Consider the following 24,501-nt stretch of genomic DNA (forward strand, 5'->3'; position numbering starts at 1 on the left):
AAAGTAGTAGGCTCTGACTTTTGGCCAGAGCCTTAACCGTTAATTTAAAACTTTAGCTAATCTAAAATATTAGCATTCAATGCCTTGAGCAATACAATCTCTCGATTGATACGCTGTTTTTCAGCATCAGAAGCTTGGCTACTTTGCAAAATACGCGCATTGATCGCCTCTTCAGCCGCGGCCTTATTGGTAAAAAGTAGTGCTTTAACATTGATCGAGGCGATATTGCTATAACGCCCATCATCACTACTTGGTACATCAATTTGGCCACTATTAATTAGAGCTTTCACGATGGCACGTTCCGATTCATACCCTTGCAAACCTTCCAGCTTCCAACGTTGCATTGGTTTCCCTTCGTAGCGGCCTTGTTTCTCTTGGGTGAGATAGCGGATCGTTAGGTTTCTAATAGTTCCTTCCTCTTCGCCATATTCCGCTTCCGAGTCAAAAATAATCGGGAATGACCGCCCTTCAAGGCTACCCCCTTTCTGCGTCAAATGCCCCATTCGGTAACTATTCATACCCAACCGAATATCACTAGTATCATCAATCGGTTGTCCACCAGCAAAACGCAGATCTTTAATTCGCTTACCCGCAGGTTGAGTAAGATCAATGGTGTAAGTGACACCCGCAAAAAAATCATTGGTTGAGTATTTCGATGCGCGCCGCTTTGGATCAAAGCTATAAGTCACATCGCCTGGCAAGACGGAATTGAAATACCCAGCGGCCCACTCCATGTAGGTGCGCAGCTCTTTACCCGTCATTTGGTAAACCGTAATTTCACCACCAGCATATTGATAGTTAAATGCGATATCTTTTGCTTTGATTGAGCCAGTATCAAGTTGAGCTTGGTCATTATCAATTTGCAGTGCGATCACGTTTGCTTTTGGCGCGTAGAAAAAACTGGCTTCCTGAAACAGCGCACTGATGCCGGTATCTTGAATATGCACTTGAGGGATACCGCGTATTTCATCATCAGGAACCAAGTCGACTCCGTCAAGTATCGCAATTTCGCGATTGGCGTTTTCTCGTAAGCGTTGATGATAAGGTGCGTACAGCGTTTCCATTTTCGAATCAGAATCAACACCTTTTATAGGGTAAGTGAAGCTGTCTTTATGAACGAGCGTGTATTTGCCATCCTTTTCTTCAAATTGGAAATCGATTCGAGATAAAACGCGTCCATATTTGTCAGGCTCGGTAATGATGACACCGTTTACCGTCGCTTTATCAATTTTAGTGTGCATGTGGCCAGCAACAATGGCATCGATTTCTGGGTTAGCATTGGCAATATCAGATACGCCCGTATCTTTGATGTCGTTTTCGTTATCCAGCCCCATGTGCGCAACCAAAACGATCGCATCGACATCATTTTTTATCTGCCCAATCACTTTTTTCACTTCAAGTGTTGGGTTAGTGAAGCTCATGCCTTCAAGGCGATTCGTGCCTTCAGCAAACACTTGTGTCATCGGAGTATCCATTCCAATGATACCGATCTTGACGCCATTTTTTTCAATAATTGTTGCGGCGGGTAAGAATGGATTGCCATCGGGCCTCTGAATATTCCCGGCTAACGCTCGGCCTTTAAATTGAGTCAGGGAGCGATTTAATACCGATAAACCAAAATCAAACTCATGGTTACCCAGCACCCAAACATCGTAGTTCATCTCATTAAAACCGAGCATCATAGGGTCTACGGCTTCATGCTTAAACGTTTCAACAAAGTTTCCCTGAATCGTATCTCCCGCATCCACTAAAATAACGTTTTTATCTTGCTCTCGTATCTGTTTAACCTTGGTGGCGATTTGACTTAGGCTCCCCTGTATATTCAGTTTGTCAGCAGCATAATCCCATGGCATAAAATGCCCGTGAATATCGGAAGTACCAAGAATGGTAACTTGATGAATATCGCCATCAGCAGCGAAAGAAGAAGCGGCAATAGAAGCAAGTATTGCGCTAGTAACAATTTTTAGTTTCATAACATACTCATACGTATAAACAGGCTTTCATTAAAACAGAGTGGATATTATTGATTTTATAAATATGTTTATGTGATGGGGTCGTCCATTCGATTGCAACACTAAAAAGCAATCACAAAATTTCGAGAGCGATCTCTCTTTAAATAGATTCTATGGCTTAAAGAGCTTTAATCGAGCCAAATCAGGCGGTTAATTTTTAATCATAAAATTGAGCAAATTTTAAGCAGATCTTTGATTGACGCTGTACTGAATCGCTTCTATTTTTTCTATTGGTTACCACAACAATGGAGGTTATAGAAATGAAACGCGCAAGTTCCACTTATCGATTACAACTGATAAAAGATGTTGTAACGCGGCACCAACGTACAGATCCAATGGCGAACTATATTCAACAGCTTCTGACAGAAAAACCCAACATGGAACAACCCGATGTGAATAAACGTTTTCACGGTAATCATTTTGATGAACATGCTGGTGGTTGGGTCAGTGATTTTTGGGGAATGAAGTAATTGATTAAAACAGATCGCGCTGCGGGTTCGTTTCTGGCTCGGAATCTGCTTTGTTTTGCGCTTGTTGTTTCTGTTTTTTCCGCTTATAGCGCTGTTGGCATAATTTTATGACATGCAGTTGCTGCGCAGCAGTCATTGAGAGCCAGTTAAAACGCTCTTCCCTTTTACGCATACAGCCTTGGCAATAACCTTTGTCATCAACTGAACATACACCGATACAAGGGCTCAGCACTTTAAAAAATTCGAGTTGCTCCATGGTTACTCAATTATTTTTCCAATTTAATGTCCGCCACATAAGAGTAACGTGTGTCACTTCCTGATTGCAAACTGTGACGCATATAAAACAATCACCTTATACTGACAAAAACAGTACTCAATTTTATATACTGTGCGCGTTTTCCAAATTCTGGGGTCTAATACGATGAAGTTTAGTTCAAAAAAATGGCTAGCCGCAATTTCGCTACCTGTATTGGTGAGTGCCTGTGCAAGTAATGGTGATGTAGAAAGCATTACCGCTCAAGATTTGCAGCATCACAATTGGCAACTGGTGCAAATTGATGGCAAGGACGTGGTCAATAATGACAAACAAAAAGCACCGCGATTAGAAATCGGCGAAAAGATGATGGCTAGCGGTAACGCAGGTTGCAATAACTTTTTTGGGCAAGCCGAGCTAAAAGACAACCAATTCCGCATCGAAAAAATGGGCATGACCATGATGATGTGTATCGGTGATGTCATGGATACCGAGCAGGCGTTTTCTCAAACATTGTCAGATTGGAGCGAGATCAATCTGACTAAAGATAGCCTAACGCTTAAAAATGAGGTTCACACGCTCACCTTTACTTTACGTGATTGGGTCAATTAATTTCAGTCATTCTTCTCATGGCAGTCTTCTCCATCAGGCTGCCATTTCCGTAGACCACCTCACACATCATTCACCTATCTGCGACTTCTGCTTTTTCTCACCAATTCAGATCTTTTGTTTTTTTTCGTTCATAATGAATGAACATGGAAATATCTCCGGTCTATTCACTAAGTCACTGAATAAAGCGATCTTTAAGGATAATTATGAAAAAGCTCATCACCTTACTCTGCACGTGTGCCTTCGCACTTTCCGCGTCAGCGCAAACTTGGCAACAAACCACAGATGCAGCTAAAGGACAAACCGTTTACTTTCACGCGTGGGGAGGAAGCCAAGAGATTAATGAGTACATTCGCTGGGCAGGCAACGAGCTTCAAGATCGCTACGGTATCGAGTTAAAACAGGTGAAAGTGACCGATATTGCCGAGACAACAACACGGCTTATTGCAGAAAAGGCGGCCGCTAAAAATAATAATGGCAGTGTCGATCTAGTATGGATTAATGGTGAAAACTTTAAGTCCATGAAAAGTAATGGTTTACTGTATGGTCCATTTACGGAGCGTTTACCTAACTGGCAATATGTTGATTCCTCACTGCCGATCGATCAAGATTTTTCAGAGCCGACTCTTGGCCTTGAAGCGCCTTGGGGTGTAGGACAACTGGTGTTTATTTACGATCAGGAAAAGCTCAATAACCCACCCCGTTCATTTTCAGAAATGTTGAGCTACGCAAAGGCGTTTCCGAATCGTGTTAGTTACCCTCGTCCTCCTGAGTTTCATGGCACCAGTTTCCTTAAAGCCTTATTGATTGAACTAACAGAGAACGATGTTGCCCTGTCTAAGCCTGTGGATGAACAAAATTTTGCCATAGTGACAGCACCTCTTTGGCGCTATCTTGATGAATTTCATCCTGTGGCCTGGCGTCAAGGCAAGCAGTTTCCCAGCGGTTCCGCTCAAATGCTGCAATTGCTTGATGATGGTCAGCTTGATCTTTCCATCAACTTTAACCCCAATGCTGTTTTTTCCGCTCAAGCAAATGGAACGCTAGCGGTCTCTACCCGCTCCTACGCGTTTGAAACAGGGGCTCTTTCTAACATTCATTTTCTCGCCATTCCTTGGAATGCGAGCGCCAAAGAAGGCGCATTGGTTGCGATCAATTTCTTACTCAGTCCGGAAGCACAATCTCGTAAAGGAGATCTTTCCATTTGGGGAGATCCATCGGTATTACAAAATGAGTTCTTAAGTGGCAGCGCTAAGAAAACTCAGCTGTTTAAATCAATCGCCGAGCCACATCCAAGTTGGCAAACGGCGCTTGAAGCCGAATGGCAACAACGCTACGGCCACTAAAGAGACTGAGATAAAGCCCGATGTTTAGAGCAAGCTATTTGCTGATTATTGTCATCTGTATTGCCCCAGTTGTTCCCGGCCTACTTGGGGTCATACTCTCCTCATTGGGCTATATTCCTCCCGTTGGCTTGCACCACTTTTCTCTAGATGGCTACATCGCCATCTTACAATGGTCGGGAGTCGGGCAATCTCTACTACTTAGCATAGGTTCTGCGTTAATCAGTACCTATCTCGCCGCAGCGATCTGCTTTGTGATATTGCAATCATTATGGCACAGCCGTCACTGGTCAAAAGTAGAGAACGCTTTGTCACCGCTACTGGCTATGCCTCACGTCGCTTTTGCCATTGGTTTTGCTTTTTTATTCTCGCCAAGCGGCATGACGGATCGCCTTTTGTATCATCTGTTTGGAACCTCATTCATGGGAGATGGCGCTTCACTTTTAGTACGCAACCCTTACTCAGTCGGGTTAACCTTAGCGCTAGCACTTAAAGAAGTTCCTTTTTTACTGCTGATGAGCATCCCCATTTTGCAGCAATTAAACATTGATAAACTGCAACAAGCAGCGGCTTCACTGGGTTATTCTCAACCCCAACTATGGCTAAAAGTGATCTTCCCACAGTGGTTAAATAAACTGCGGTTTGCCCTCTTTGCCGTGATTGCCTACGGCGTATCCGTTGTCGATTTGGCGCTCATTTTAGGCCCCAATAATCCACCAACGTTTTCAGTATTGGTATGGCAGTGGTTTAGTGACCCTAACTTAGCCTTAATTCCTCGCGCCGCCGCTGGCGCCGTTCTGTTGTTTATACTTGCCAGCGCCATGTTATTGATCGTTCTCTTTATCGAAAAGTGTTCCACGCAACACTACAAACGCTGGCAATACTCAGGCCGCTATGCGCTTTCCTTGCCAGGAAAATCACTGTTTTTATTCATCATTACCTTATCTCTGCTGATGTTGCCTTTAATGGTGGTTTGGAGTTTTGCACAACGTTGGCGCTTTCCAGACTTATGGCCCAGCCAGTTCAGTGCCCGTTTTTGGGACAACGAATGGTTGAATATCGCACCAACCATTTATCAAAGCGTACAATTAGCGCTATTCAGCACTGTGATTGCGCTGGTGTTATCTCTACTCGCTCATGAGTATAAGCTCAAATATCAGCGTCATTTACCCAGTTATTTGATCGCCTTGCCAATGCTCATTCCTCAACTTTCACTGTTATTTGGCATGCAGATCGCCACACTCTTTTTAGCCAGCGATCAGTATTGGCTTTGGGTTACATGGTCACATGTATTCTTCGCCTTTCCTTTTGTCTACCTTGCGTTGGATGGCCCGTGGCAAAGCTACAATCAAAACCTGACTAAAGCAGCGTTAAGTTTAGGAAAAACGCCGTGGCAAGTATTTTGGCAAATTAAAACGCCGCAACTCTTGCCAGCCATCGTTTACGCGGCAGCGGTTGGAATGAGTGTGAGCTTAGCGCAATATTTGCCGACTTTGATGCTCGGCGCAGGAAGGATCGCTACTATTACTACCGAAGCCGTTGCGCTCTCGAGTGGCTTTGACCGCAGAGTCACCGCTATCTATGCCATTTGGCAAGCCCTACTTCCTTTAATTTTTTTCACCTTGGCGATTGTGATCAGCCGCCTACAAACTCATCGCCGTACCATGAACCCTATCGTTAAAAAAACTGCCCGTAAGGAAGCCATTACTCATGACGTTCTGCCTCGAAAACCTCGCCATCCATAAACAAAATGGTGAAGCTCTCTTATCGGATTTAAATATCACCATCTCCCCAGGTGAAATTGTTAGCTTAATGGGGCCGAGCGGCTGCGGAAAATCAACGCTACTTAATGTAATTGCGGGTCATTTGGGGAGGGATTTTAGCTTCCAAGGCAGAGTTATACTGGACGATGTCGACATCACTTTGCGGCCTGCACATCAGCGGCAAGTCGGTATTTTATTTCAAGATGATCTGCTCTTCCCACATCTGACGGTTTGGCAAAATTTGGCTTTTGCCTTACCCAACTCGGTAAAAGGCCATGAACGGCAGTCTCAAGCAGAAAAAGCATTACAGAAAATTTCTCTCGAACATCTTGCCAATGCTTACCCAGAACAGATATCTGGGGGGCAGAGAGCACGTATTAGCTTGGCTCGCATGCTACTGGCTCAACCTAAACTGGCACTATTGGATGAACCATTTAGCAAGTTAGATAAAGCACTGCGGATCCAATTTAGGGATTGGGTCTTCAATCAACTGGTCGCCGAAGGCATTCCGACCTTGATGGTCACGCACGATAAAGACGATGTTCCGCCTAACAGCCGCATTTTAACCTGCTCATGGGAGAGCGCACATGCTTGATCGATTTAGTGTCAAAATCATTCGTTGGCCACTAGAGAAAACAGCTCAAGGGCTTCATCGCTTAGGCATTACAGCGAACCAAACGACACTCTGGGGTTTTACTTTAGGTTGCTGTGCACTTCCTGCACTTGCTTTCTCACAGTACACGCTGGCATTAATTTTCATCATACTAAACCGAATAGCGGATGGCCTTGATGGTGCGTTGGCAAGAATTCAGGGGGTCAGCGATGCGGGAGGATTTCTCGATATCAGTTTAGATTTTCTGTTTTACTCGCTCATCCCGTTTGGCTTTGTGCTGGCTTCACCTGAGCACAATGCGGTAGCTGGTGCCTTTTTGATCTTTTCTTTTATCGGTACGGGAAGCAGCTTTCTTGCCTTCGCCGTGATGGCCAGCAAGCGAAACATCCACAGCCCTATCTACAAGCATAAATCACTGTATTACATGTCAGGCTTGACTGAGGGTACGGAAACGGTTGCTTGTTTCGTCCTGTTTTGTCTTTTTCCTCAACATTTTGCCTTAATAGCTTATCTATTCGGCGGCGCATGCTGGTTCACCACCATTACCCGCATTTATTCTGGATTTCAAACACTCTCTAACACTCACTCACGTCAAGAATACAACCATGATTAACGCTATCACTTTTGGCTTCGAACTACGGCTTCAAATCCAGATAATGTAATACATTGGGTAATCGTATAACTCTTCGAAATTCTCATCAATTGAACCAGTGGCATGCTAAACTGCGCACTTACTAACGCAGTGGCATAACGATGCCTAAGGTTGCATTTATGACTTTGACCAGACCCGTTAAAATAGCGATCTTACTCTTTCTGATCCCGACTCTTATTTTTTCGTTAGCCATCCCGATATTAATCAATCCGTTGACACGCTATGTGCTGGAAAGCAAACTCGATACCGTCAATATTTATTTGTCCAATAGAGCTCAGAGCTTAAATGATATGATTTTAGATCAAGTCGCTCAGATAAATTATGAATGCCAAGCAAGCGATATGTCATTAATTCGTGATTCCAAGTACTACAACCGATTTATCAGAATGATCGCGGTTGTCAACAAAGACGGGCGTAGCTGCTCGACTGTCGGTTTCCCATTACAACTTTCGGATGAGTTGAAAGCCTATGACCTCTCTTCAGGGTTTTACATGTCCACCACTCCCGCACTTTTTGATACAGAAAAAGAGCTACTTATTTATTATCAAAAAGAAGGTAATCGAATTTTTTGGATATTAGACAGTAGCTGGCAAGAAGAGATATTAAAAGGTGATTGTATAAATTGCTTTTTATTAAATTTTCATTATTTATCGCCTAGTTTAAATGGATTGAGAATGAGTCGAGGCAATAAAGAGATTGCTTACCAAGACCACATCACAACCATTAGTTACACCATAAAAGAGTTTGATATTCAAGAAACACTCTCTGCTGGTAAAGAATTCAACCAATATCTTTACTACCAATTAATATATTGGGGTTATCCCATTGCGCTAGCAATTGGTATCTTATTATCTATTTTTTATTTAAAGTTCAGAAATTATAAAAACTCAATTCAAGGATTAATTCTTAAAGGCATTAAAGATAAACAATTCATCCCTTACTACCAAGCCATTCTTGATAGCCGAGAAGAGAGAGTTATTGGCTATGAGATCTTAGTTCGTTGGTGCAAAGGCAAGGAGATGGTTCCACCAAATGAGTTCGTTGGTCCGGCGGAAACATCCGGTTTAATCATCCAGATAACGAATCAAATCATAAGAAAAGTAATTGATGATTTAGAACAATTCGATGTGCAGCAATGGGTGAGTATCAATATCGTGCCTGCCCATATTGAAAGTGGTGGCTTAGCAGAAACACTAGAAGAACTCAATTGGCCGACCACCAAACAGATTCATTTTGAAATAACAGAAAGAACGCCATTTATTAATATTGAAAATGCAGGTAGGGCACTATCTCATCTTATGGAAAAAGGCTATAAATTCAAAATTGATGATTTTGGTACAGGCTACGGTGGTTACTCATATATACAAAATCTTGGTATTTCTTGTATTAAAATAGACAAAATGTTTATTGATACGATTGGAACTGACGACTTAAAAATAAAAATACTCAATTCCATTATTCTCTCAGCACAAGAAGCTAATATTGAAATTATTGCTGAAGGCGTTGAACGCGGAGACCAAGTTGATTATCTTGCTACTCGTGCTGTGTATCTTATCCAAGGATTCATCTATTCTAAACCCTCACCGATTGAACATATTTTGGGAAATTAATAATTCCTGAAGTCGGGAGAAATCACACCATAACCAACTTTATTATGGCGTGATCTTACCTAGTCTCCATTCTACTTAGGAGAAAATCAGTGCTTTCAGGCTGGCTTGCGGATCAATATCTTCAAACTCTGGTGGGTTTTCTAGGCGAGCTTGAAAAGTAAGTGATGGCGCTTCCACCTTCATCCCTTCGATTAAAAAGTCGCAGGTTACGGCTGGTGAATTAACGCATGCAAGCACTTCGCCGCCTTGTTCTAACAGCTCAGGTAAACGGCGTAAGATACGTTGATAATCTTTAGTCAGCGCAAAGCTGCCTTTTTGAAACGAAGGAGGATCAATAATAATCAAATCATATGGCCCTGATTTTTTGATTTTTCCCCAAGACTTGAAAATATCATGTCCAAGAAACTTCACTGAATTGAGATTGTGGCCATTTAATTGATGGTTTTCACGGCCTTTAGCCAGTGATGCTTTGGCCATATCGACATTCACAACTTGGTCAGCACCACCAGCAATAGCTGCTACTGAAAAACCGCAAGTATAGGCAAATAGATTCAGTATATTTTTATGTTTAGCGTGAGATGAAACCCACTCACGGCCGTAGCGCATATCCAAAAACAGCCCAAAATTCTGGTTACGCCCAATGCTCAATTGGTACTTTAAGCCATTTTCGACCACCACAGGGAAAGGCTCTAACGCTCCCCATACTGTTTCTGAAGGCGCGCCATCGGCATATCGATGCTGAAGTAAGACACAACGACCTTGCTTTTCTAGCCATAACGGACGGGTTGTTAGGTGCGACAAACCCGCTTTTAACTCCGCGAGAAAATCTTCTTCGACATTTTTAAATAAGTTGACGACTAACTGCCCTTGCAACCAGTCACAGGTGAGCTGTTCTAGACCTGGCCACTGACGACCTCGGCCATGAAATAAGCGGCGAATTTCACCTGTATTGCAGGAGAGCTGCTGCTCAATATGGGTAAAAAAGTGAGAAAGCGCTGAGCGTTGCATTGTTTGTTCTGTCATTTGTTTACTTTCGGCCAAACTAGATTCCAAGGTGTTAACCAAGATTCAATCCCTTGGCTAACAATGTCTGAGTTCCATTTCTGCCCCATCGCTACTTGATTGCGTGGGTCGCAGATAAATTGATACCACAGATCCTGATAGCAAAAACGTAACGCAAAAGCGTGTAGATAGCCTCTATCAGAATCATCATGAAAATGATAAATAGGGTCACCGACAATCGCAGAGCCGAGTGATTTCAAAGCGACCCTAATTTGGTGGGTTTTTCCGGTAAAAGGTTTACATAAAAAGAGACGTTCACCCGGCTCAGCAGAGCAGGAAAAAAACTGCGTTACGGCAGGGTTATTTTGTGTCGCCACTAACTTCCACGACGAACGTCGAGAGCGTTCCATATCACCGCTTATCAAACCCTGTTTCTTTTTAGGCTTTTTACTGCCAATGGCAAGATAGAATTTCTCGACTTCCCTTGCTGCAAAGTTTTTAGACAACTCACTGGCCGCAGCTTGGTGGCGGGCAAGCAATAAAATGCCGGACGTCATTTTATCCAACCGATGAACTAAGTAGAGCTGGCCATCACCTGAAACCTTACCCACTTCTTGCAGCAGCATTGTATCCCCGTCATCTTTGTGCACAGAAACATTGGGATGCTTGTTGATGATGAGAAAGTCGTTGTGAGTATAAAGAATATCAAACATGTGAATCACTAACTGCAGAATAGGCGGCTGAGTATAGCGTTAAACAACACAGATACCAATAAATGCAAGGTTCAAGGCCGTAGGATGATAAAAAGGCTCTCGGATGAGAGCCTTAGGAATGCGCTAAATTAATGAATAAGCAAACACCATTAAAATCGCCACGGGGCAAACAAAACGCACGTACCATGGCCAAATTTTCCAGAATAGGCTTTGTGCAATGTCTGGGTTACCTTGTTTGATCTCATCAAGCAATTTATTACGATGCCAAACCCAACCCACCACAATAGCCCAAACCACACCTAATAAAGGTTGCATATAGACGGTCGAGACGTTAGCCACTAGGTTAAATAACGCCCCAAAGTTAAGGGAAATGATGATGCTCAGCAGCGCAATGGCTCCACCGATCATCCATGTTGCTTGGCTACGAGTCATTTTTAGTTCATCTTGCGCGCAAGATACTGGTACTTCTAGCATAGAAATTGAAGAAGTTAGCGCTGCGATAACCATCAAAATAAAGAAACCAAAGCCGAGCAACACCCCTGCACTGCCCATATTATCAAACATCGCAGGCAGCACGGTGAAGACTAAATCGCCCGAACTCATCAAGTTGCCTGCATCATCAAAAATTTCGACACCATGATTTTTAGCCACAAACATTGCTGGGAGAATCAAAAGGCCAGCGGCAAACGCCACTCCCGTATCAATCGCCGCGACTTGCGCCGCTGTTTTTGGCAAATTAACATCTTTCTTAAGATATGAGCCATAAACGATCATCGCTCCAACACCTAAAGAGAGAGAGAAGAAAGCTTGCCCCATTGCGTCTACTAATAAACTGGGAGTGATGTGCGCAATATCAGGGATCAAATACATCTTCAATCCTTCCATTGCCCCATCTTGGGTAAAGATATAAGCAATCATGGCGCCGAATAGAATAAAAAGCACTGGCATCAAACGGGTAGACCATTTTTCAATGCCGTCCGCGACACCTTTTCGCACAACATAAATAGTGAGCAAAGAAAATGCGAGAGCCAGTAAAACATTGCGTAAGCCGCTAAAATTCACTAACCAATCGGCCGCCGTCTGTAAACCCAACAGGCCTAATATAGGGGATGCCGCAAAACCCATAAGCCATCCGGCAAGAATGGAGTAAAAACTGAGGATCATCGATGAGGCAATCATCGCGATAATGCCAAACAGTGCCGCCGCCGCACGATTTTTGGTCCAGATACTTCTTAAAGAAGCGATGGGGTTAGATTGTCCATGTCGCCCGATCGTCAATTCCGCAACCAGCATTGGAAACGCCAGCAAGAATACCATCGCCAAATAAATCACTAAAAATGCCGCGCCACCATTACTTGCCGCTTTGGTCGGAAAACCCCACACATTCCCTAGGCCAACCGCAGAACCTGCAGCCGCCATAATAAAACCAAGTCTCGATGAGAAATGACCTCTTGAACTACTTGCCATAAACTATTTACCAATGTTGTGTTTGTTAGGCAGTGCTAAAAGTGAGTGTAAACTTTTAATTACACAAGTTATAATTTTTAGTCGCACTGAGATGGTGGCAAGTAAAACAGTTTGAGATTAAAATTGGAAGTCCGAACGATATAAATTATGGATTAGACCGTAGTTTTATAGTTCAATTGTTGCTTTTTTATCCTCAGATCATTTTTTTAAACTGCCATGATCACTTTAGTAACACAATTCATCTGTTACTATTTTCATATTATTCACGCGATAAACTTCCTTACTTTTCCCTTTCCCTTTACTATCGTGACTTATTCTATCGACAAGATTAATGGCATGGACAAGGTTTACCACGTTCTTACTTTAGCAGGCATCGCACTCTATTGGTTTTTGGTCGCCGCAGTCACGCTACGCGTTGTATTGAAACGCCGAGCGGTGAGTGTTTCTCTGGCTTGGCTGATGGTGATTTATATCATTCCGATTGTGGGAGTGATCTGCTACTTTCTTTTTGGTGAGCTAAATTTAGGGCGCAAGCGTGCAGAGCGTGCGAAGGAAATGTTTGCTCCATTTGGTGATTGGTTTAGACAGCTTAACGATTGCCAGGCTCATGCCCCTGAGGGAATGGGTGCTCAAATTTATAAAATTGATGAACTGTGTAACCACCGTATGGGGATTCCGGCCTTAAGTGGTAATACGTTATCACTGCAAACCTCCCCTAACGAAATTCTGCATTCCATCATTGCCGACATTGAACAAGCTCACACCAGCATTCAAATGGTCTTTTATATTTGGCACCCAGGTGGATTGGCGGATTCGGTTGCGTCGGCTCTGATCCAAGCGGCCAAACGGGATGTGCACGTTAAGCTGCTACTTGATTCCGCAGGGAGCCCCCGTTTTTTCAAAAGTCATTGGTATACCATGATGAAAGACGCAGGAGTTGAAGTCGTCCAAGCGTTAGAAGTGAGCCCGTGGCGGATGTTCTTACGCCGCTTAGACCTACGCCAACATCGTAAAATCATTGTTATCGACGATAAAATTGCCTACACAGGATCGATGAATTTAGTTGACCCAGCTTATTTCAAACAAAACTCTGGTGTGGGTCAATGGGTCGATATTATGGTTCGTATTACTGGGCCTGCGGTCAATGTGCTGTCCGCAGTACATTGCTGGGACTGGGAGGTGGAAACAGGAACACGCATGTTGCCAGCACAACCAGAATGCACAATTGGTCCGGATCAGCCCCATCATCCTGTACAGGTTGTCCCTTCAGGCCCGGGTATGCCAGAAAACTTAATCTCCCAAGTGTTAACACTGGCGATTAATCAGTCAAACCAATCCGTTAGGATCACTACCCCTTACTTTGTGCCTAGTGCAGACCTATTAGCAACGCTAAAAATGACCGCTCAGCGCGGTATCAATGTTGAGATCATTATTCCACATAAAAATGACTCATTGATGGTCAAATGGGCATCTCGCGCATTCTATGGTGAGCTACTGGAAGCAGGGGTGAAAATATACGAATTCTACGGTGGTTTGCTGCACACTAAATCCGTCGTGATCGATAACCAGTTCTGTCTTGTCGGTACAGTGAATATCGATATGCGCAGCCTATGGCTCAATTTTGAAGTCACGCTCGCGATTGAAGACCAATCTTTCACTCAGGAAATGAACTGGCTACAGCAACACTATATAGAACAATCTCACTTGGTTGAGCTACCAATATGGGAGCAACGCCCACTGTATCATAGGTTTTTTGAACGATTGTTCTATCTGTTTAACCCTCTGCTGTAAACTTTTTATTTGACTGGGGTTGCCAAGCTAGGCAACTCCATGTTTTAAATAACGAACTCTCTCCCAGACAAGGATTTCGGATGTCAGAAGGTAAAAAAACACTGTTGGTCAATGCGGGTCGTAGTAAAAAGTGGACCAATGGCGTTGTCAACCCACCTATTCAGCGCGCCTCTACCGTTGTATTTGATAGTGTGGCTGAAAAAAATCAGGCCACTGTCAATCGGGCTAATAAAACACTCTTTTATGGACGCCGTGGTACTCATACGCACTTTGCGTTCCAAGAAGCAATGGTGGAAATTGAAGGTGGTGTCGGTTGCGCGCTTTTCCCTTGCGGTGCGGCCGCCATTGCCAATAGTATTCTTTCCTTTGTGCAAACGGGTGACCATATTCTGATGGTCGACACTTGCTATGAACCTACTCGTGATTTTTGTGAAAAAATCATGAAGAAAATGGGCATAGAAACGACCTACTACCCACCGACCATAGGTGAAGGAATCCGTGCTTTGATCCAACCCAATACCAAAGTGTTGTTCACTGAATCGCCCGGTTCGATCACGATGGAAGTGCAAGATATCCCAACCTTAGCGCGGGTTGCACATGAACATGACATCATTGTCATGCTAGATAACACTTGGGCGGCAGGCGTGAACTTTTCACCTTTTGAACATGGTGTTGATATTTCGATCCAAGCGGCGACGAAATACATTGTTGGCCACTCAGACGTGATGTTAGGAACAGCGATTGCCAATGAAAAATGCTGGGATCAATTGCGAGAGCAAAGCTATTTGATGGGACAATGTGTCTCACCTGATGACGCTTATTTAGGGCTACGAGGGCTAAGAACGTTAGATGTTCGCTTACGTCAACATGCTCAAAATAGCTTAGCCATTGCACACTGGTTAGCAGAGCAACCTGAAGTGGATCACGTTCGCCATCCTGCGTTAGAGACTTGTCCTGGACATGAGTTTTATCAGCGTGATTTCACTGGTGGTAACGGGCTGTTTTCATTTGTATTAAAGAGCAGTGATATAAAAGCTACGACGGCTTTGCTCGATGGCATGCAACATTTTAGTATGGGCTTTTCATGGGGTGGGTTTGAAAGCCTGATTTTAGCTAATGAACCCAAAAGCTTTGATAGTTTAAGAACCGTCGCACACCCGCACTTTGCAGGTACACTGATTCGAGTGCATATTGGTCTTGAAGATGTAGACGATCTGATCGCTGATCTAAAAGCGGGATTAGAACGCTACAGTGCACAGCTTGCTCTGCGTGCATAATATGAGCGGAAGAACAAAAGGCCGCTGAATCTTCAGCGGTCTTTTGCATATTAGGTTACCCTGAAAAATTAACGCTTGGGGCAATCAGCCAAATGATCGTTCACCATACCCACCGCCTGCATAAAAGCATAACAAATCGTTTCGCCAATAAACTTGAAGCCTTTTTTCTTTAGAAATTGGCTCATCGCCTTAGACGTGGGCGTCGATGTAGGGATATCACTCATCTGCTGCCAATGATTGAGCACTGGTTGACCATCCACAAACTGCCACAATGCTTTGGATAAGGAACCATACTCTTGCTGCAACAGTAAAGCCGCTCGTGCATTGGAATAGACAGAGGCAATTTTTCCTTTGTGCTTCACCACATCGAAATGTTCGATAATGTAAGGTGCCCGCGTTTCGTCGTACTGAGCCAGTTTTTCAAGATCATAACCGTCAAAGGCTAAGCGATAACCTTCGCGCTTTTTCAAAATCGTAATCCAGCTCAGCCCAGCTTGCGCACCTTCTAACGTCAAAAATTCGAACAACTTGACATCATCGTAAACGGGAATGCCCCACTCATTATCGTGATAATCGCGCTCTAAAGGGTGATTCATCGCCCATGCACAAGTCATTTCTGTATGATGCTTCATTTTTTGTTTCCTTACCCTTACCTTCATTTTCAGTGTCAGTTGAACAATGACACTGCAAATCTACGTGCCAGCTTTGCTTTTAAAGCTGATTAAACTCACGATTGACTTTAAATGCTTCAGAGGTGACATAAGCCTCCATTTTACGGATTTTCTGATCCACTCGAGTTAAATCTTGATCCAATGTCGCCAGCAAAGCTTCGGCGGTTTGTCCTTGCTCCCAAGGCTTATTCTTCAATGTATGTTCGCGTTGGGCTTTTAGCGTTTCAACATACTGAGTAGGCTGCTTTTCTAACATCAGCATCAAAGCCATATAAGCTAAAAGCACTAAAAAACCGCCACCGAGTAGTGCCGCCGAGATGACCAATATACGCACCAACCAAACTTCTAACCCAAGATAATTAGCAAGCCCAGCGCATACGCCAGCTATTTTGCCATTGACCGGATCTTTATAGAGTTCTCGGCTAGCCATGATTTTGCCTCCAAGTCGGTGATTCAGCATCTAAGATGCGTTCAAGGGTTTCAACACGGCTTTGCAGTTTTTCCGCTTTTTCAGATAACGATTTAATCCGCTCTAAATCCTCTTGTGACAATGAGTTGCTGCTATGTCGTTTACCTCTGTAATGCAGAAAAAGCCATATCGGTGCAACAAAAATCAAAAAGACAATCAGTGGACCTGCGATAAAAAATGATGACATATATGCCACTCCTCGTTATTGGTTTTTGTCCATTTGCTGTTTCAGTTTTGCTAGCTCTTGTTCAATTTCATCTTGCGCTTGAAGTTCAGCAAATTCTTGGTCGAGTGACTTAGCGTTACCGGACATAGCGTAGAGATCGGCTTCAGCTTCAAGTTCATCGACTTTACGCGAGTACTGCTCAAACTTCGCCATCGCTTCATCAGTACGGCTAGTATGCAAATGACGTTGCACATCACGACGGTTGTGCGCAGTTTGGCTACGAAGTGCCAAAGCTTGTTGCTTCACCCGTGTTTCGGCAATTTTGGCCTCTAACTTACCGATTTCCCCAGTCAATTTATCGATAGTTTCTTCTACCAAGGTTTGTTCAGTGTGCAAGCCTTTCTGCATTTCTTGCAATTTCTTTTTTTCAATTAAAGCAGCGCGAGCGAGATCTTCACGCTGTTTAGTAAGCGCCAAGGTCGCTTTCTGTTGCCAATCTTCAATATGAGAGGCCATAGAATCCACTTTACGCGCGAGCTCTTTCTTATCCGCAATAGCTTTGGCCGAATTGGTGCGTACTTCCACCAAGGTGTCTTCCATCTCTTGGATGATTAAGCGGATCATCTTTTCAGGATCTTCCGCTTTATCTAACAGTGCACTGATATTCGAGTTTACGATATCGGCAAAACGAGAAAAAATACCCATGTTCAATCTCCTGATTAGTTGTTCATGACGATGTAGTTATTGGTGAGCCATTTTGAATCGCTCAAAACGTTAAGACGAGAAGAGATAACCAAGTTTCATGCCATATATAAATCTATTGATAATCAATAAATTAGATAATATCTCATAGAATGAGATTACTGTGCTATGATGATTTTCGCCAAGAGTTGGTGAATTTAACCACCCTTTCAATCACAGTGTGGAGAGTGAACATGCAACAAAACTTACTGGGTGAAGCGCCTCAATTTTTATCGGTACTGGATAAAGTCTCTAAGCTTGCACCGATTGATAGGCCGGTATTAATTATTGGCGAGCGGGGAACAGGCAAAGAGTTAATCGCTCAGCGCTTACACTATCTTTCCAAACGTTGGGACCAACCACTGGTTTCGTTAAACTGTTCAACCTTGAGTGAAGGGTTAATTGACTCTGAGCTCTTTGGTCATGAATCAGGCTCGTTTACCGGAGCCAAAGGACGTCACCAAGGACGATTTGAACGGGCAGAAGGTGGCACTCTTTTTTTGGACGAGCTCGCCACCGCGCCGCTTGCTGTACAAGAGAAACTACTTCGAGTGATTGAATATGGCCATTACGAACGTGTCGGCGGTAGCCAACGGCTTAATGCGAATGTCCGTATCGTTTGTGCGACCAATGCTAATCTTCCACAATTAGCTGAAATTGGAAAGTTTCGAGCTGACTTACTCGACCGACTGGCCTTTGATGTGATCCAGCTTCCACCGCTAAGAGAGCGAAAAGAAGATATTATGCCACTTGCTGAGTATTACGCGATTAAGATGTGCCGTGAACTGAACTTAGCGCTCTTTGTCGGGTTTAGTGCAGAAGCGGCAGATCAGCTTCAACACTACTTGTGGCCGGGAAATGTGCGTGAACTTAAAAATGTCGTGGAGCGTGCTGTCTATCAACACGGAACGGCCTCCCATCCGATTGAAAACTTGGTTTTTAACCCTTTTGCTAATGAGTGGCACAAACCAGATGACCTTACTGGCAATCTCTCCACAGATCGCCATACTTACACCACTGGCTTTGAATTTCCGATGGATTACAAAATGTGGCAGGAGGATCAGGACAGACAACTACTGAGTGCCGCGCTCAATGCCAGTAAGTTTAATCAAAGACAAGCTGCAGAATTACTCGGCTTGAGCTACCACCAATTGAGAGGTATGGTGAGAAAATATCAACTCGTCGGCAGCAATGATGATTAACCCTAGGTTTAGATCAACAAAAAATGGTAGATTATCAGGATTTTGAGGCATAATGATTAGCTTTGTTTGCCTTACTTCTCACAGTTATTTCTCTTTATGAAAACATTGATACGATTCGCACTAGGAATATGCAGCTTTAGCCTACTGATAGGCTGTAGCGAACAAATTGACCATAGTAAAATTCGCCAGAGCGGATTCGTATATTGTGGTCACGGCAATCCCACCACTTTTAACCCACAATTGGTTGAGAGCGGCATTACGTCTGAAGCTCTCAGCCCACAGATTTACGACACGCTGTTGCAATTGGATTCAGAAACCTTACAACCGATACCCAGTCTGGCCACGAGTTGGACAGTGAATCCACAGGGTACAGAGTATACATTCAAGCTAAACGATGGCGTTCAATTTCAATCAACCGCTTGGTTTACACCGACTCGCGCTCTTAATGCCGATGATGTGGTCTTCAGCTTTCGCCGAATCATTGACCCAACCAACCCATTTCATTACGTCAATAGTGGCGTCTACCCATGGTTTGCTGGTATTGATTTCAAAAACTTGCTGATCGATGTTCAAGCTCTGGATGAACTCACGGTTAAATTTACCCTCAGCCGTCCCGACAACTCCTTTTTATCCAATATCGCCACCAGTCACGCTGTCATACTCTCCTATGAGTATGCTAATCAATTAGTGATTGAAGATGAAAAAAGCATGATCGACAGCCATCCTGTTGGATCCGGACCATTTTATCTAGACGAATTTAAAGTGAATGACCTTATCCGCCTCCGTCGTCATGGCGCTTATTGGAATGGCGTGGCGAAGATGGAACAAGTTGTATTTGATGTCTCCAACCGAGGTACAGGGACACTCGCCAAACTACTACGCCATGAATGCGATGTGCTCAGCTCGCCTATTTCAAGCCAAATCCCTATTATCAAGCAGCAATCGGAAATAGAGCTTGATGCCAAGCCTGCGATGAACGTGTCTTATATTGCTGTGAATACCTCTCACCCTGCGCTCAGTGATGTTCGCGTGCGTAAAGCGCTTAATTTTGCGATCAACCGCCAAAATATTTTGGACTCGGTCTATTACGGTACAGGAAGTATTGCTTATAACATTCTTCCCCCCTCCTCTTGGGCCTATCAAAAGGACAGTATTCAAATTCGCTATGATCGTAACTACGCGATCGCATTACTTAAAGAGGCTGGCTATTACGCCAACTTGGAATTGACGATGTCTGTTCCTGCAGAGTCTCATGCCTATAATCCAAGCCCACGTAAAACCGCCGAGTTAATTAACGCTAACCTTGCCGACATTGGTATTACATTGCATATCATCACGGAAGACCGCCTCGATCGTTCAAATTTGACCCAGCACGCCAACGTTGATCTGATTTTAACGGGCTGGAATGGCGATACCGCAGACCCAGATAACTTTTTGCGTCCACTGCTCTCATGTAATTCAGATCGCTCAGGGCTCAATGCCTCGATGTGGTGCAATAGTGATTTCGATTTTCTACTCGATTTGGCCTTGGAAGTAGACAAGTCGCGCTATCGCCTTAACTTATACAAACAAGCGCAAAATATTTTAAACGAAGAGTTCCCGGTTATCCCATTGGCACACGGCATGCAATTTAAAGCGTACAGCAAAACATTAACGGGCTTTAAACTCAGCCCATTTAATGTACAACCATTCAATACGGTTGAGAGGATCGAATAGTGTTTTTATATACGGTACGCAGACTCAACTTATTTATTATCACGTTACTCATTTTGACGATGGTCGGGTTTGCACTGCTGCGCTTAGATCCACAGTCGCCTCTAACTGCTCATGGATTTTGGTCAGGTTGGTCAACCTATTTAGGGCAACTACTGCAACTGAATTTTGGCGTCAATCACAGTGGTGTCCCGATTGTGGACGAACTGGCGATGGTCTTTCCAGCAACGCTGGAGTTATGCCTCATTGCTTTTACTCTCTCTTTGTTAATTGGTCTCCCTATTGGTACGCTCGCAGGAATGAAGCAAGGTAAATGGATTGATACCGTCATCTCCTTCACGTCAATGTCCGGCTATTCAGCACCGCTATTTTGGGTAGCTTTGTTAATGATCATGGTCTTTTCACTGCATTATGAGCTGTTTCCTGTTTCAGGACGTTATGATCTGCTCTACCAAGTGGAACACGTGACAGGTTTCGCTCTGATCGATGCTTTTTTCGCTGAAGGCAACTACCGTGCTCATGCTTTGCAAAGTGTTATTGAACATATGATTTTACCCTGCTTGGTACTGGCTCTAGCACCGACGACGCAAGTGGTGAGCCTGATGCGTTCTTCGGTGGCCGATGTAATGGCTCAGAACTATATACGCGCCGCTCGAATTAAGGGTTTAAGTGATTACGAAATTGTCACCGAGCATGTGCTGAGAAATGCAATTCCACCTATTATTCCTAAATTCGGGGTTCAGTTATCGAGTATGTTAACGCTAGCAATTATTACTGAATCCATCTTCAACTGGCCGGGAATCGGCCGTTGGCTGCTCGATGCCTTATCTAACCAAGATTATGTCTCCATTCAAGCCGGCGTGATCGTAGTTGGTACGCTCGTTCTCACAGCAAACATTCTGTCTGATTTGATTGGCGCTATGGTTAACCCGCTGGTAAGAAAGGAATGGTATGCTAACAAATAACATTTATCAGGAAGAGCATATTCCAACTCAGTTTGAGCGGTTTTGGCGCAGCTATCGCAATAACAGTTTGGCGATGTTTGGCTTGTGGTGCTTAGGACTCATTGTGTTGATTACCCTCACCTCTCCTTGGATAGCCCCTCATGATCCGCAGTTGCAAACGAGCAACCTATTAATACCGCCTTCTTGGGATCCTGCGGGTACTGTCGAATTTTTCTTAGGTACCGACGATTTAGGCCGAGATATCTTGTCACGGTTGATTGATGGTACCCAATACACCTTCGCTGCCGCTATTTTAATCACCGCTATCGCGGCTGTGATCGGCTGTTTTATCGGCATTATGGCAGGCATGACCAAAGGATTATTGTCCAGTACATTGAACCACTTACTCGACACGGTCATGTCGATTCCATCGTTGCTGCTTGCCATTATTTTTGTGGCACTGCTCGGTTTTGGCGAGTTCAATATTTTGCTTGCGATTGGTTTGGCACTCATCCCTCGCTTTGTTCGTTCGGTGTATATTGCCGTACACAACGAAGTAGAAAAAGACTATATCCTCGCCGCACGTTTAGATGGTGCCAATGACTTTTATCTGTTGTGGAACTCCATTTTACCCAATGTCCTTGCTGTCATCGCCAACGAAATAACACTCGCGTTATCCATTGCCATCTTAGACATCACCGCTTTGGGCTTTCTTGGTTTGGGTGCTCAAGCACCAAGCACCGAATGGGGCACCATCTTAGGTGATTCAGTTGAGCTGATTTACCTCGCACCGTGGACAGTCACTCTCCCCGGTTTAGCGATTATGTTTACGGTGATCATCATCAACTTAGTCGGTGAAGGTGTACGACAAGCTCTGAATGCAGGGGTGGAATAATGCCATTATTAGATATTCGCCATCTCACCATCGAAATTGATACGCCACAAGGCATGGTAAAAGCAGTCGATCGCATGAGCTTAACCATGAACGAAGGCGAAATTCGCGGGTTGGTGGGAGAATCCGGATCAGGAAAAAGCTTGGTGGCTAAAGCCATCGTAGGAATATGCAAAGATAATTGGACCATCACCGCCGACCGCATGCGCTTAGGTAACATTGATCTACTTCAGCTGACGCCGCGCGAACGCCGGCGAGTGATTGCCCGCGACATCGCGATGATTTTTCAAGAACCGTCAACCTGCTTAGACCCTTCAGATGAAGTGGGAAAACAGCTGATTGAATCAATTCCATCGCGCACATTTGAAGGCAAATGGTGGCAGCGTTTTACATGGCGTAAAAAACAAGCCATTGCCCTTTTACATAAAGTAGGAATCAAAGAGCACGCGCGCATCATGAGTAGCTACCCCTATGAGCTAACTGATGGTGAATGCCAAAAGGTGATGATTGCGATGGCTATCGCAACCAAACCAAAAATTTTGATTGCTGATGAACCAACGAACGATTTGGACCCCATTACCCAATCACAGATATTGCGCCTGCTAAGCCGGATGAACCAGGTTAATAACACCACGATTCTATTGATTGGCCACGACTTAACCACCATTACCCAATGGGCTAACCGTATTACAGTGATGTACTGCGGTCAGTCTGTTGAGTCAGCCGATACCCAGAAAATATTGAGTGAACCCAAACACCCTTATACGGCCGCACTACTGAAAGCGATGCCCGATTTTAGTGATTGGATCCCGCATAAAGAAAAATTGCAATCCTTACCGGGTTCCATTCCACCCTTGCAACATTTACCGATTGGTTGCAGATTGGGGCCTCGCTGCCCCTATGCTCAGCGCCAATGCGTTGAAATACCGTATCCACAACGTATTAAAAATCATAAGTTTGCCTGCCATTTCCCACTCAATATGGAGCAACAGTCATGAGTGCGTCATTATTAGAAGTGAACGGGTTAACTAAAGATTTCATTACCCGTTCAGGTCTGTTTCGCAAGAAAATTCAGCATGCAGTCAAACCGGTTAGCTTTACGTTAGAAGCGGGACAAACCATTGGTTTTATTGGCCAAAATGGTTCTGGTAAATCGACATTGGCACGAATGCTTGCGGGGATGGTTGAACCCTCTGCTGGCGAGATACGCGTTAATGGAGAGTTATTGGAACACAAGGATTACTCCACGCGCTGTAAGCTGATTCGAATGATTTTTCAAGATCCGAACACATCGCTCAACCCAAGAATTCAAATTGGTCGTATTCTAGAAGGGCCGCTCAAAAGAAACACCAATATGCCACCGGAAGCGCGCATGAAGCGCGTGAAAGATACGCTATTGCGCGTTGGGTTATTGCCAGAGCACGCCTACTTCTACCCGCAAATGCTCGCCACCGGGCAAAAACAGCGGATTTGCTTGGCACGAGCACTGATTCTACAACCGTCGATCATTGTGGCTGATGAAGCATTAAACGGGTTAGACATGGCAATGAGATCACAGATGATTAACTTATTTCTAGAACTGCAAGAAGAGATGGGTGTCTCGTTTGTGTATGTCTCTCAACACCTTGGAATTGTAAAACACATTACTGATAAAATTATGGTGATGCACGAAGGCGAAGTCGTCGAATCGGGTGACACACAAGAAGTATTGTCTAATCCAACTCATCCCATCACTCAAAGAATGATTGAGAGCCACTTCAACAAAGCGCCCAGCTTTAAATAGCCGCTCTGTATGTAAGGTCGGAAGACAATATCGACGATATTGTACTGTTCCTCCCCCTTTTAGGGGGAGGATTGACAGTGTTCACCCCACCCTAACCCTCCCCTCAAAGGGGAGGGAATTGCTTTCGTTAGCGAATAGCTCTCCTCCTACCGCCTAACACTTCAGTGGCAATAGTTTTTCTAAGGCTATCTGTGATGCTTCATTTCAGTGTAAACGGAAAAAACCAGTTGCTAACGACCAGTTTTTCGGTGAAGGCTACATTTCTTTTCCCCGCCACTTTTGTTTAATTAATCGTAACGCCTCGTAGAATTCATAAAAAAACAGAAATTTTCCGTAAGCGGCTAC

24 protein-coding genes are annotated in these 24,501 nt (G+C 44.1%); 15 read left to right on the top strand and 9 right to left on the bottom strand.

The features are described 5' to 3' along the window. Positions 1–56 precede the first annotated feature (56 nt). Positions 57–1,973 (bottom strand): bifunctional metallophosphatase/5'-nucleotidase, encoded by a 1,917-nt coding sequence (locus AACV12_RS06870; protein ID WP_170900081.1) that lies wholly within the window; start codon positions 1,971–1,973, stop codon positions 57–59. Positions 1,974–2,272: 299 nt separating this feature from the next. Between AACV12_RS06870 and AACV12_RS06875 the strand changes: the two genes are divergently transcribed. After that, positions 2,273–2,482 (top strand): hypothetical protein, encoded by a 210-nt coding sequence (locus AACV12_RS06875; protein WP_026027723.1) that lies wholly within the window; start codon positions 2,273–2,275, stop codon positions 2,480–2,482. Between the two features lie 4 nt (positions 2,483–2,486). Here the strand turns inward: AACV12_RS06875 and AACV12_RS06880 are convergent, their stop codons facing one another. Beyond that, positions 2,487–2,738, bottom strand: coding sequence for a DUF1289 domain-containing protein (locus AACV12_RS06880; RefSeq protein WP_013857474.1), 252 nt, complete (start codon positions 2,736–2,738; stop codon positions 2,487–2,489). 165 nt (positions 2,739–2,903) lie between these two features. Here AACV12_RS06880 and AACV12_RS06885 point away from each other — a divergent pair, with 165 nt between their 5' ends. The 6 genes from AACV12_RS06885 (at position 2,904) to AACV12_RS06910 (ending at position 9,325) form a co-directional block, all read left to right on the top strand. After that, the gene (locus AACV12_RS06885) at positions 2,904–3,347 is read left to right on the top strand and encodes an META domain-containing protein (RefSeq protein WP_026028018.1); all 444 of its coding nucleotides are present in this window, start codon (positions 2,904–2,906) and stop codon (positions 3,345–3,347) included. A gap of 203 nt (positions 3,348–3,550) precedes the next feature. Beyond that, positions 3,551–4,690: an ABC transporter substrate-binding protein gene (locus AACV12_RS06890; RefSeq protein ID WP_170900082.1), complete on the top strand. Its 1,140-nt coding sequence runs from the start codon at positions 3,551–3,553 to the stop codon at positions 4,688–4,690. A 20-nt stretch (positions 4,691–4,710) separates the two neighbouring features. Beyond that, positions 4,711–6,432, top strand: coding sequence for an ABC transporter permease (locus tag AACV12_RS06895; protein ID WP_170900083.1), 1,722 nt, complete (start codon positions 4,711–4,713; stop codon positions 6,430–6,432). Continuing rightward, a complete protein-coding gene (locus AACV12_RS06900; RefSeq protein WP_094133765.1) occupies positions 6,398–7,045 on the top strand; it encodes an ATP-binding cassette domain-containing protein in 648 nt (215 codons plus the stop codon). The genes AACV12_RS06895 and AACV12_RS06900 overlap by 35 nt, the downstream gene beginning before the upstream one ends. Next, entirely contained in the window at positions 7,038–7,676 is a 639-nt protein-coding gene (locus AACV12_RS06905; protein ID WP_170900084.1) for a CDP-alcohol phosphatidyltransferase family protein, read from the top strand. The genes AACV12_RS06900 and AACV12_RS06905 overlap by 8 nt, the downstream gene beginning before the upstream one ends. A gap of 158 nt (positions 7,677–7,834) precedes the next feature. Beyond that, positions 7,835–9,325, top strand: a complete 1,491-nt coding sequence (locus AACV12_RS06910) for an EAL domain-containing protein (RefSeq protein WP_170900085.1) — start codon at positions 7,835–7,837, stop codon at positions 9,323–9,325. A 75-nt stretch (positions 9,326–9,400) separates the two neighbouring features. On the opposite strand, the gene AACV12_RS06915 is transcribed toward AACV12_RS06910, so the two are convergent. The 3 genes from AACV12_RS06915 to AACV12_RS06925 form a co-directional block, all read right to left on the bottom strand. Beyond that, positions 9,401–10,333, bottom strand: coding sequence for a class I SAM-dependent methyltransferase (locus AACV12_RS06915; RefSeq protein ID WP_170900207.1), 933 nt, complete (start codon positions 10,331–10,333; stop codon positions 9,401–9,403). A gap of 11 nt (positions 10,334–10,344) precedes the next feature. After that, positions 10,345–11,040, bottom strand: coding sequence for a TIGR01621 family pseudouridine synthase (locus AACV12_RS06920; RefSeq protein WP_017047706.1), 696 nt, complete (start codon positions 11,038–11,040; stop codon positions 10,345–10,347). Between the two features lie 123 nt (positions 11,041–11,163). Continuing rightward, a complete protein-coding gene (locus AACV12_RS06925; RefSeq protein WP_013857032.1) occupies positions 11,164–12,507 on the bottom strand; it encodes a sodium-dependent transporter in 1,344 nt (447 codons plus the stop codon). A 336-nt stretch (positions 12,508–12,843) separates the two neighbouring features. Between AACV12_RS06925 and cls the strand changes: the two genes are divergently transcribed. Together cls and AACV12_RS06935 are read left to right on the top strand one after the other, a co-directional pair. After that, positions 12,844–14,298, top strand: coding sequence for a cardiolipin synthase (cls, locus tag AACV12_RS06930; protein WP_026028020.1), 1,455 nt, complete (start codon positions 12,844–12,846; stop codon positions 14,296–14,298). A gap of 80 nt (positions 14,299–14,378) precedes the next feature. Continuing rightward, complete coding sequence (locus tag AACV12_RS06935) at positions 14,379–15,575, top strand: cystathionine beta-lyase (RefSeq protein ID WP_094124269.1); 1,197 nt, start codon at positions 14,379–14,381, stop codon at positions 15,573–15,575. A 68-nt stretch (positions 15,576–15,643) separates the two neighbouring features. Here AACV12_RS06935 and AACV12_RS06940 read toward each other — a convergent pair whose 3' ends face one another. Genes AACV12_RS06940 through pspA form a run of 4 tightly spaced genes read right to left on the bottom strand, consistent with a single transcriptional unit; the run spans position 15,644 to position 17,586 of the window. Continuing rightward, positions 15,644–16,234 carry a DNA-3-methyladenine glycosylase I gene (locus tag AACV12_RS06940; RefSeq protein WP_013857035.1) on the bottom strand — a complete coding sequence of 197 codons (591 nt, stop codon included), beginning with the start codon at positions 16,232–16,234 and terminating at the stop codon, positions 15,644–15,646. A 52-nt stretch (positions 16,235–16,286) separates the two neighbouring features. Further along, a complete protein-coding gene (pspC, locus tag AACV12_RS06945; protein WP_013857036.1) occupies positions 16,287–16,676 on the bottom strand; it encodes an envelope stress response membrane protein PspC in 390 nt (129 codons plus the stop codon). Beyond that, on the bottom strand, positions 16,669–16,902 hold the full coding sequence (gene pspB, locus AACV12_RS06950) for an envelope stress response membrane protein PspB (RefSeq protein ID WP_170900086.1): 234 nt from the start codon (positions 16,900–16,902) through the stop codon (positions 16,669–16,671). Before pspB ends, pspC begins: the two co-directional genes overlap by 8 nt. Before the next feature lie 15 nt (positions 16,903–16,917). Next, positions 16,918–17,586: a phage shock protein PspA gene (gene pspA, locus AACV12_RS06955; RefSeq protein WP_047690932.1), complete on the bottom strand. Its 669-nt coding sequence runs from the start codon at positions 17,584–17,586 to the stop codon at positions 16,918–16,920. Between the two features lie 230 nt (positions 17,587–17,816). Here pspA and pspF point away from each other — a divergent pair, with 230 nt between their 5' ends. The 6 genes from pspF to AACV12_RS06985 all read left to right on the top strand — a co-directional run bounded on the left by pspF (position 17,817) and on the right by AACV12_RS06985 (position 24,156). Continuing rightward, entirely contained in the window at positions 17,817–18,824 is a 1,008-nt protein-coding gene (gene pspF, locus AACV12_RS06960; protein ID WP_026028021.1) for a phage shock protein operon transcriptional activator, read from the top strand. 96 nt (positions 18,825–18,920) lie between these two features. Next, complete coding sequence (gene sapA / locus AACV12_RS06965) at positions 18,921–20,540, top strand: ABC transporter substrate-binding protein SapA (RefSeq protein WP_038149069.1); 1,620 nt, start codon at positions 18,921–18,923, stop codon at positions 20,538–20,540. Beyond that, positions 20,540–21,502 carry an ABC transporter permease gene (locus tag AACV12_RS06970; protein ID WP_013857041.1) on the top strand — a complete coding sequence of 321 codons (963 nt, stop codon included), beginning with the start codon at positions 20,540–20,542 and terminating at the stop codon, positions 21,500–21,502. The genes sapA and AACV12_RS06970 overlap by 1 nt, the downstream gene beginning before the upstream one ends. Beyond that, entirely contained in the window at positions 21,489–22,376 is an 888-nt protein-coding gene (locus AACV12_RS06975) for an ABC transporter permease subunit (RefSeq protein ID WP_013857042.1), read from the top strand. Before AACV12_RS06970 ends, AACV12_RS06975 begins: the two co-directional genes overlap by 14 nt. Continuing rightward, positions 22,376–23,371: a peptide ABC transporter ATP-binding protein gene (locus AACV12_RS06980; RefSeq protein ID WP_010320232.1), complete on the top strand. Its 996-nt coding sequence runs from the start codon at positions 22,376–22,378 to the stop codon at positions 23,369–23,371. The genes AACV12_RS06975 and AACV12_RS06980 overlap by 1 nt, the downstream gene beginning before the upstream one ends. Next, entirely contained in the window at positions 23,368–24,156 is a 789-nt protein-coding gene (locus AACV12_RS06985; protein ID WP_013857043.1) for a peptide ABC transporter ATP-binding protein, read from the top strand. Before AACV12_RS06980 ends, AACV12_RS06985 begins: the two co-directional genes overlap by 4 nt. Positions 24,157–24,501: the final 345 nt, after the last annotated feature.

It is taken from the genome of Vibrio sp. 2-2(8) (assembly GCF_963888495.1).
In the GTDB taxonomy this organism is placed as follows: domain Bacteria; phylum Pseudomonadota; class Gammaproteobacteria; order Enterobacterales; family Vibrionaceae; genus Vibrio; species Vibrio anguillarum.

Excerpts from the sequence above, each read along its gene's own strand:
- AACV12_RS06890 (WP_170900082.1), top strand. The coding sequence starts at position 3,551 with ATGAAAAAGCTCATCACCTTACTCTGCACGTGTGCCTTCGCACTTTCC.
- pspB (WP_170900086.1), bottom strand. The coding sequence starts at position 16,902 with ATGTCATCATTTTTTATCGCAGGTCCACTGATTGTCTTTTTGATTTTT.
- AACV12_RS06915 (WP_170900207.1), bottom strand. The coding sequence starts at position 10,333 with ATGCAACGCTCAGCGCTTTCTCACTTTTTTACCCATATTGAGCAGCAG.
- AACV12_RS06910 (WP_170900085.1), top strand. The coding sequence starts at position 7,835 with ATGACTTTGACCAGACCCGTTAAAATAGCGATCTTACTCTTTCTGATC.
- pspC (WP_013857036.1), bottom strand. The coding sequence starts at position 16,676 with ATGGCTAGCCGAGAACTCTATAAAGATCCGGTCAATGGCAAAATAGCT.
- AACV12_RS06935 (WP_094124269.1), top strand. The coding sequence starts at position 14,379 with ATGTCAGAAGGTAAAAAAACACTGTTGGTCAATGCGGGTCGTAGTAAA.
- AACV12_RS06975 (WP_013857042.1), top strand. The coding sequence starts at position 21,489 with ATGCTAACAAATAACATTTATCAGGAAGAGCATATTCCAACTCAGTTT.
- AACV12_RS06980 (WP_010320232.1), top strand. The coding sequence starts at position 22,376 with ATGCCATTATTAGATATTCGCCATCTCACCATCGAAATTGATACGCCA.
- cls (WP_026028020.1), top strand. The coding sequence starts at position 12,844 with ATGGACAAGGTTTACCACGTTCTTACTTTAGCAGGCATCGCACTCTAT.
- sapA (WP_038149069.1), top strand. The coding sequence starts at position 18,921 with ATGAAAACATTGATACGATTCGCACTAGGAATATGCAGCTTTAGCCTA.
- AACV12_RS06900 (WP_094133765.1), top strand. The coding sequence starts at position 6,398 with ATGACGTTCTGCCTCGAAAACCTCGCCATCCATAAACAAAATGGTGAA.
- AACV12_RS06920 (WP_017047706.1), bottom strand. The coding sequence starts at position 11,040 with ATGTTTGATATTCTTTATACTCACAACGACTTTCTCATCATCAACAAG.
- AACV12_RS06940 (WP_013857035.1), bottom strand. The coding sequence starts at position 16,234 with ATGAAGGTAAGGGTAAGGAAACAAAAAATGAAGCATCATACAGAAATG.
- AACV12_RS06880 (WP_013857474.1), bottom strand. The coding sequence starts at position 2,738 with ATGGAGCAACTCGAATTTTTTAAAGTGCTGAGCCCTTGTATCGGTGTA.
- AACV12_RS06885 (WP_026028018.1), top strand. The coding sequence starts at position 2,904 with ATGAAGTTTAGTTCAAAAAAATGGCTAGCCGCAATTTCGCTACCTGTA.
- AACV12_RS06875 (WP_026027723.1), top strand. The coding sequence starts at position 2,273 with ATGAAACGCGCAAGTTCCACTTATCGATTACAACTGATAAAAGATGTT.
- AACV12_RS06895 (WP_170900083.1), top strand. The coding sequence starts at position 4,711 with ATGTTTAGAGCAAGCTATTTGCTGATTATTGTCATCTGTATTGCCCCA.
- pspF (WP_026028021.1), top strand. The coding sequence starts at position 17,817 with ATGCAACAAAACTTACTGGGTGAAGCGCCTCAATTTTTATCGGTACTG.
- AACV12_RS06985 (WP_013857043.1), top strand. The coding sequence starts at position 23,368 with ATGAGTGCGTCATTATTAGAAGTGAACGGGTTAACTAAAGATTTCATT.
- AACV12_RS06870 (WP_170900081.1), bottom strand. The coding sequence starts at position 1,973 with ATGAAACTAAAAATTGTTACTAGCGCAATACTTGCTTCTATTGCCGCT.
- AACV12_RS06905 (WP_170900084.1), top strand. The coding sequence starts at position 7,038 with ATGCTTGATCGATTTAGTGTCAAAATCATTCGTTGGCCACTAGAGAAA.
- AACV12_RS06925 (WP_013857032.1), bottom strand. The coding sequence starts at position 12,507 with ATGGCAAGTAGTTCAAGAGGTCATTTCTCATCGAGACTTGGTTTTATT.
- pspA (WP_047690932.1), bottom strand. The coding sequence starts at position 17,586 with ATGGGTATTTTTTCTCGTTTTGCCGATATCGTAAACTCGAATATCAGT.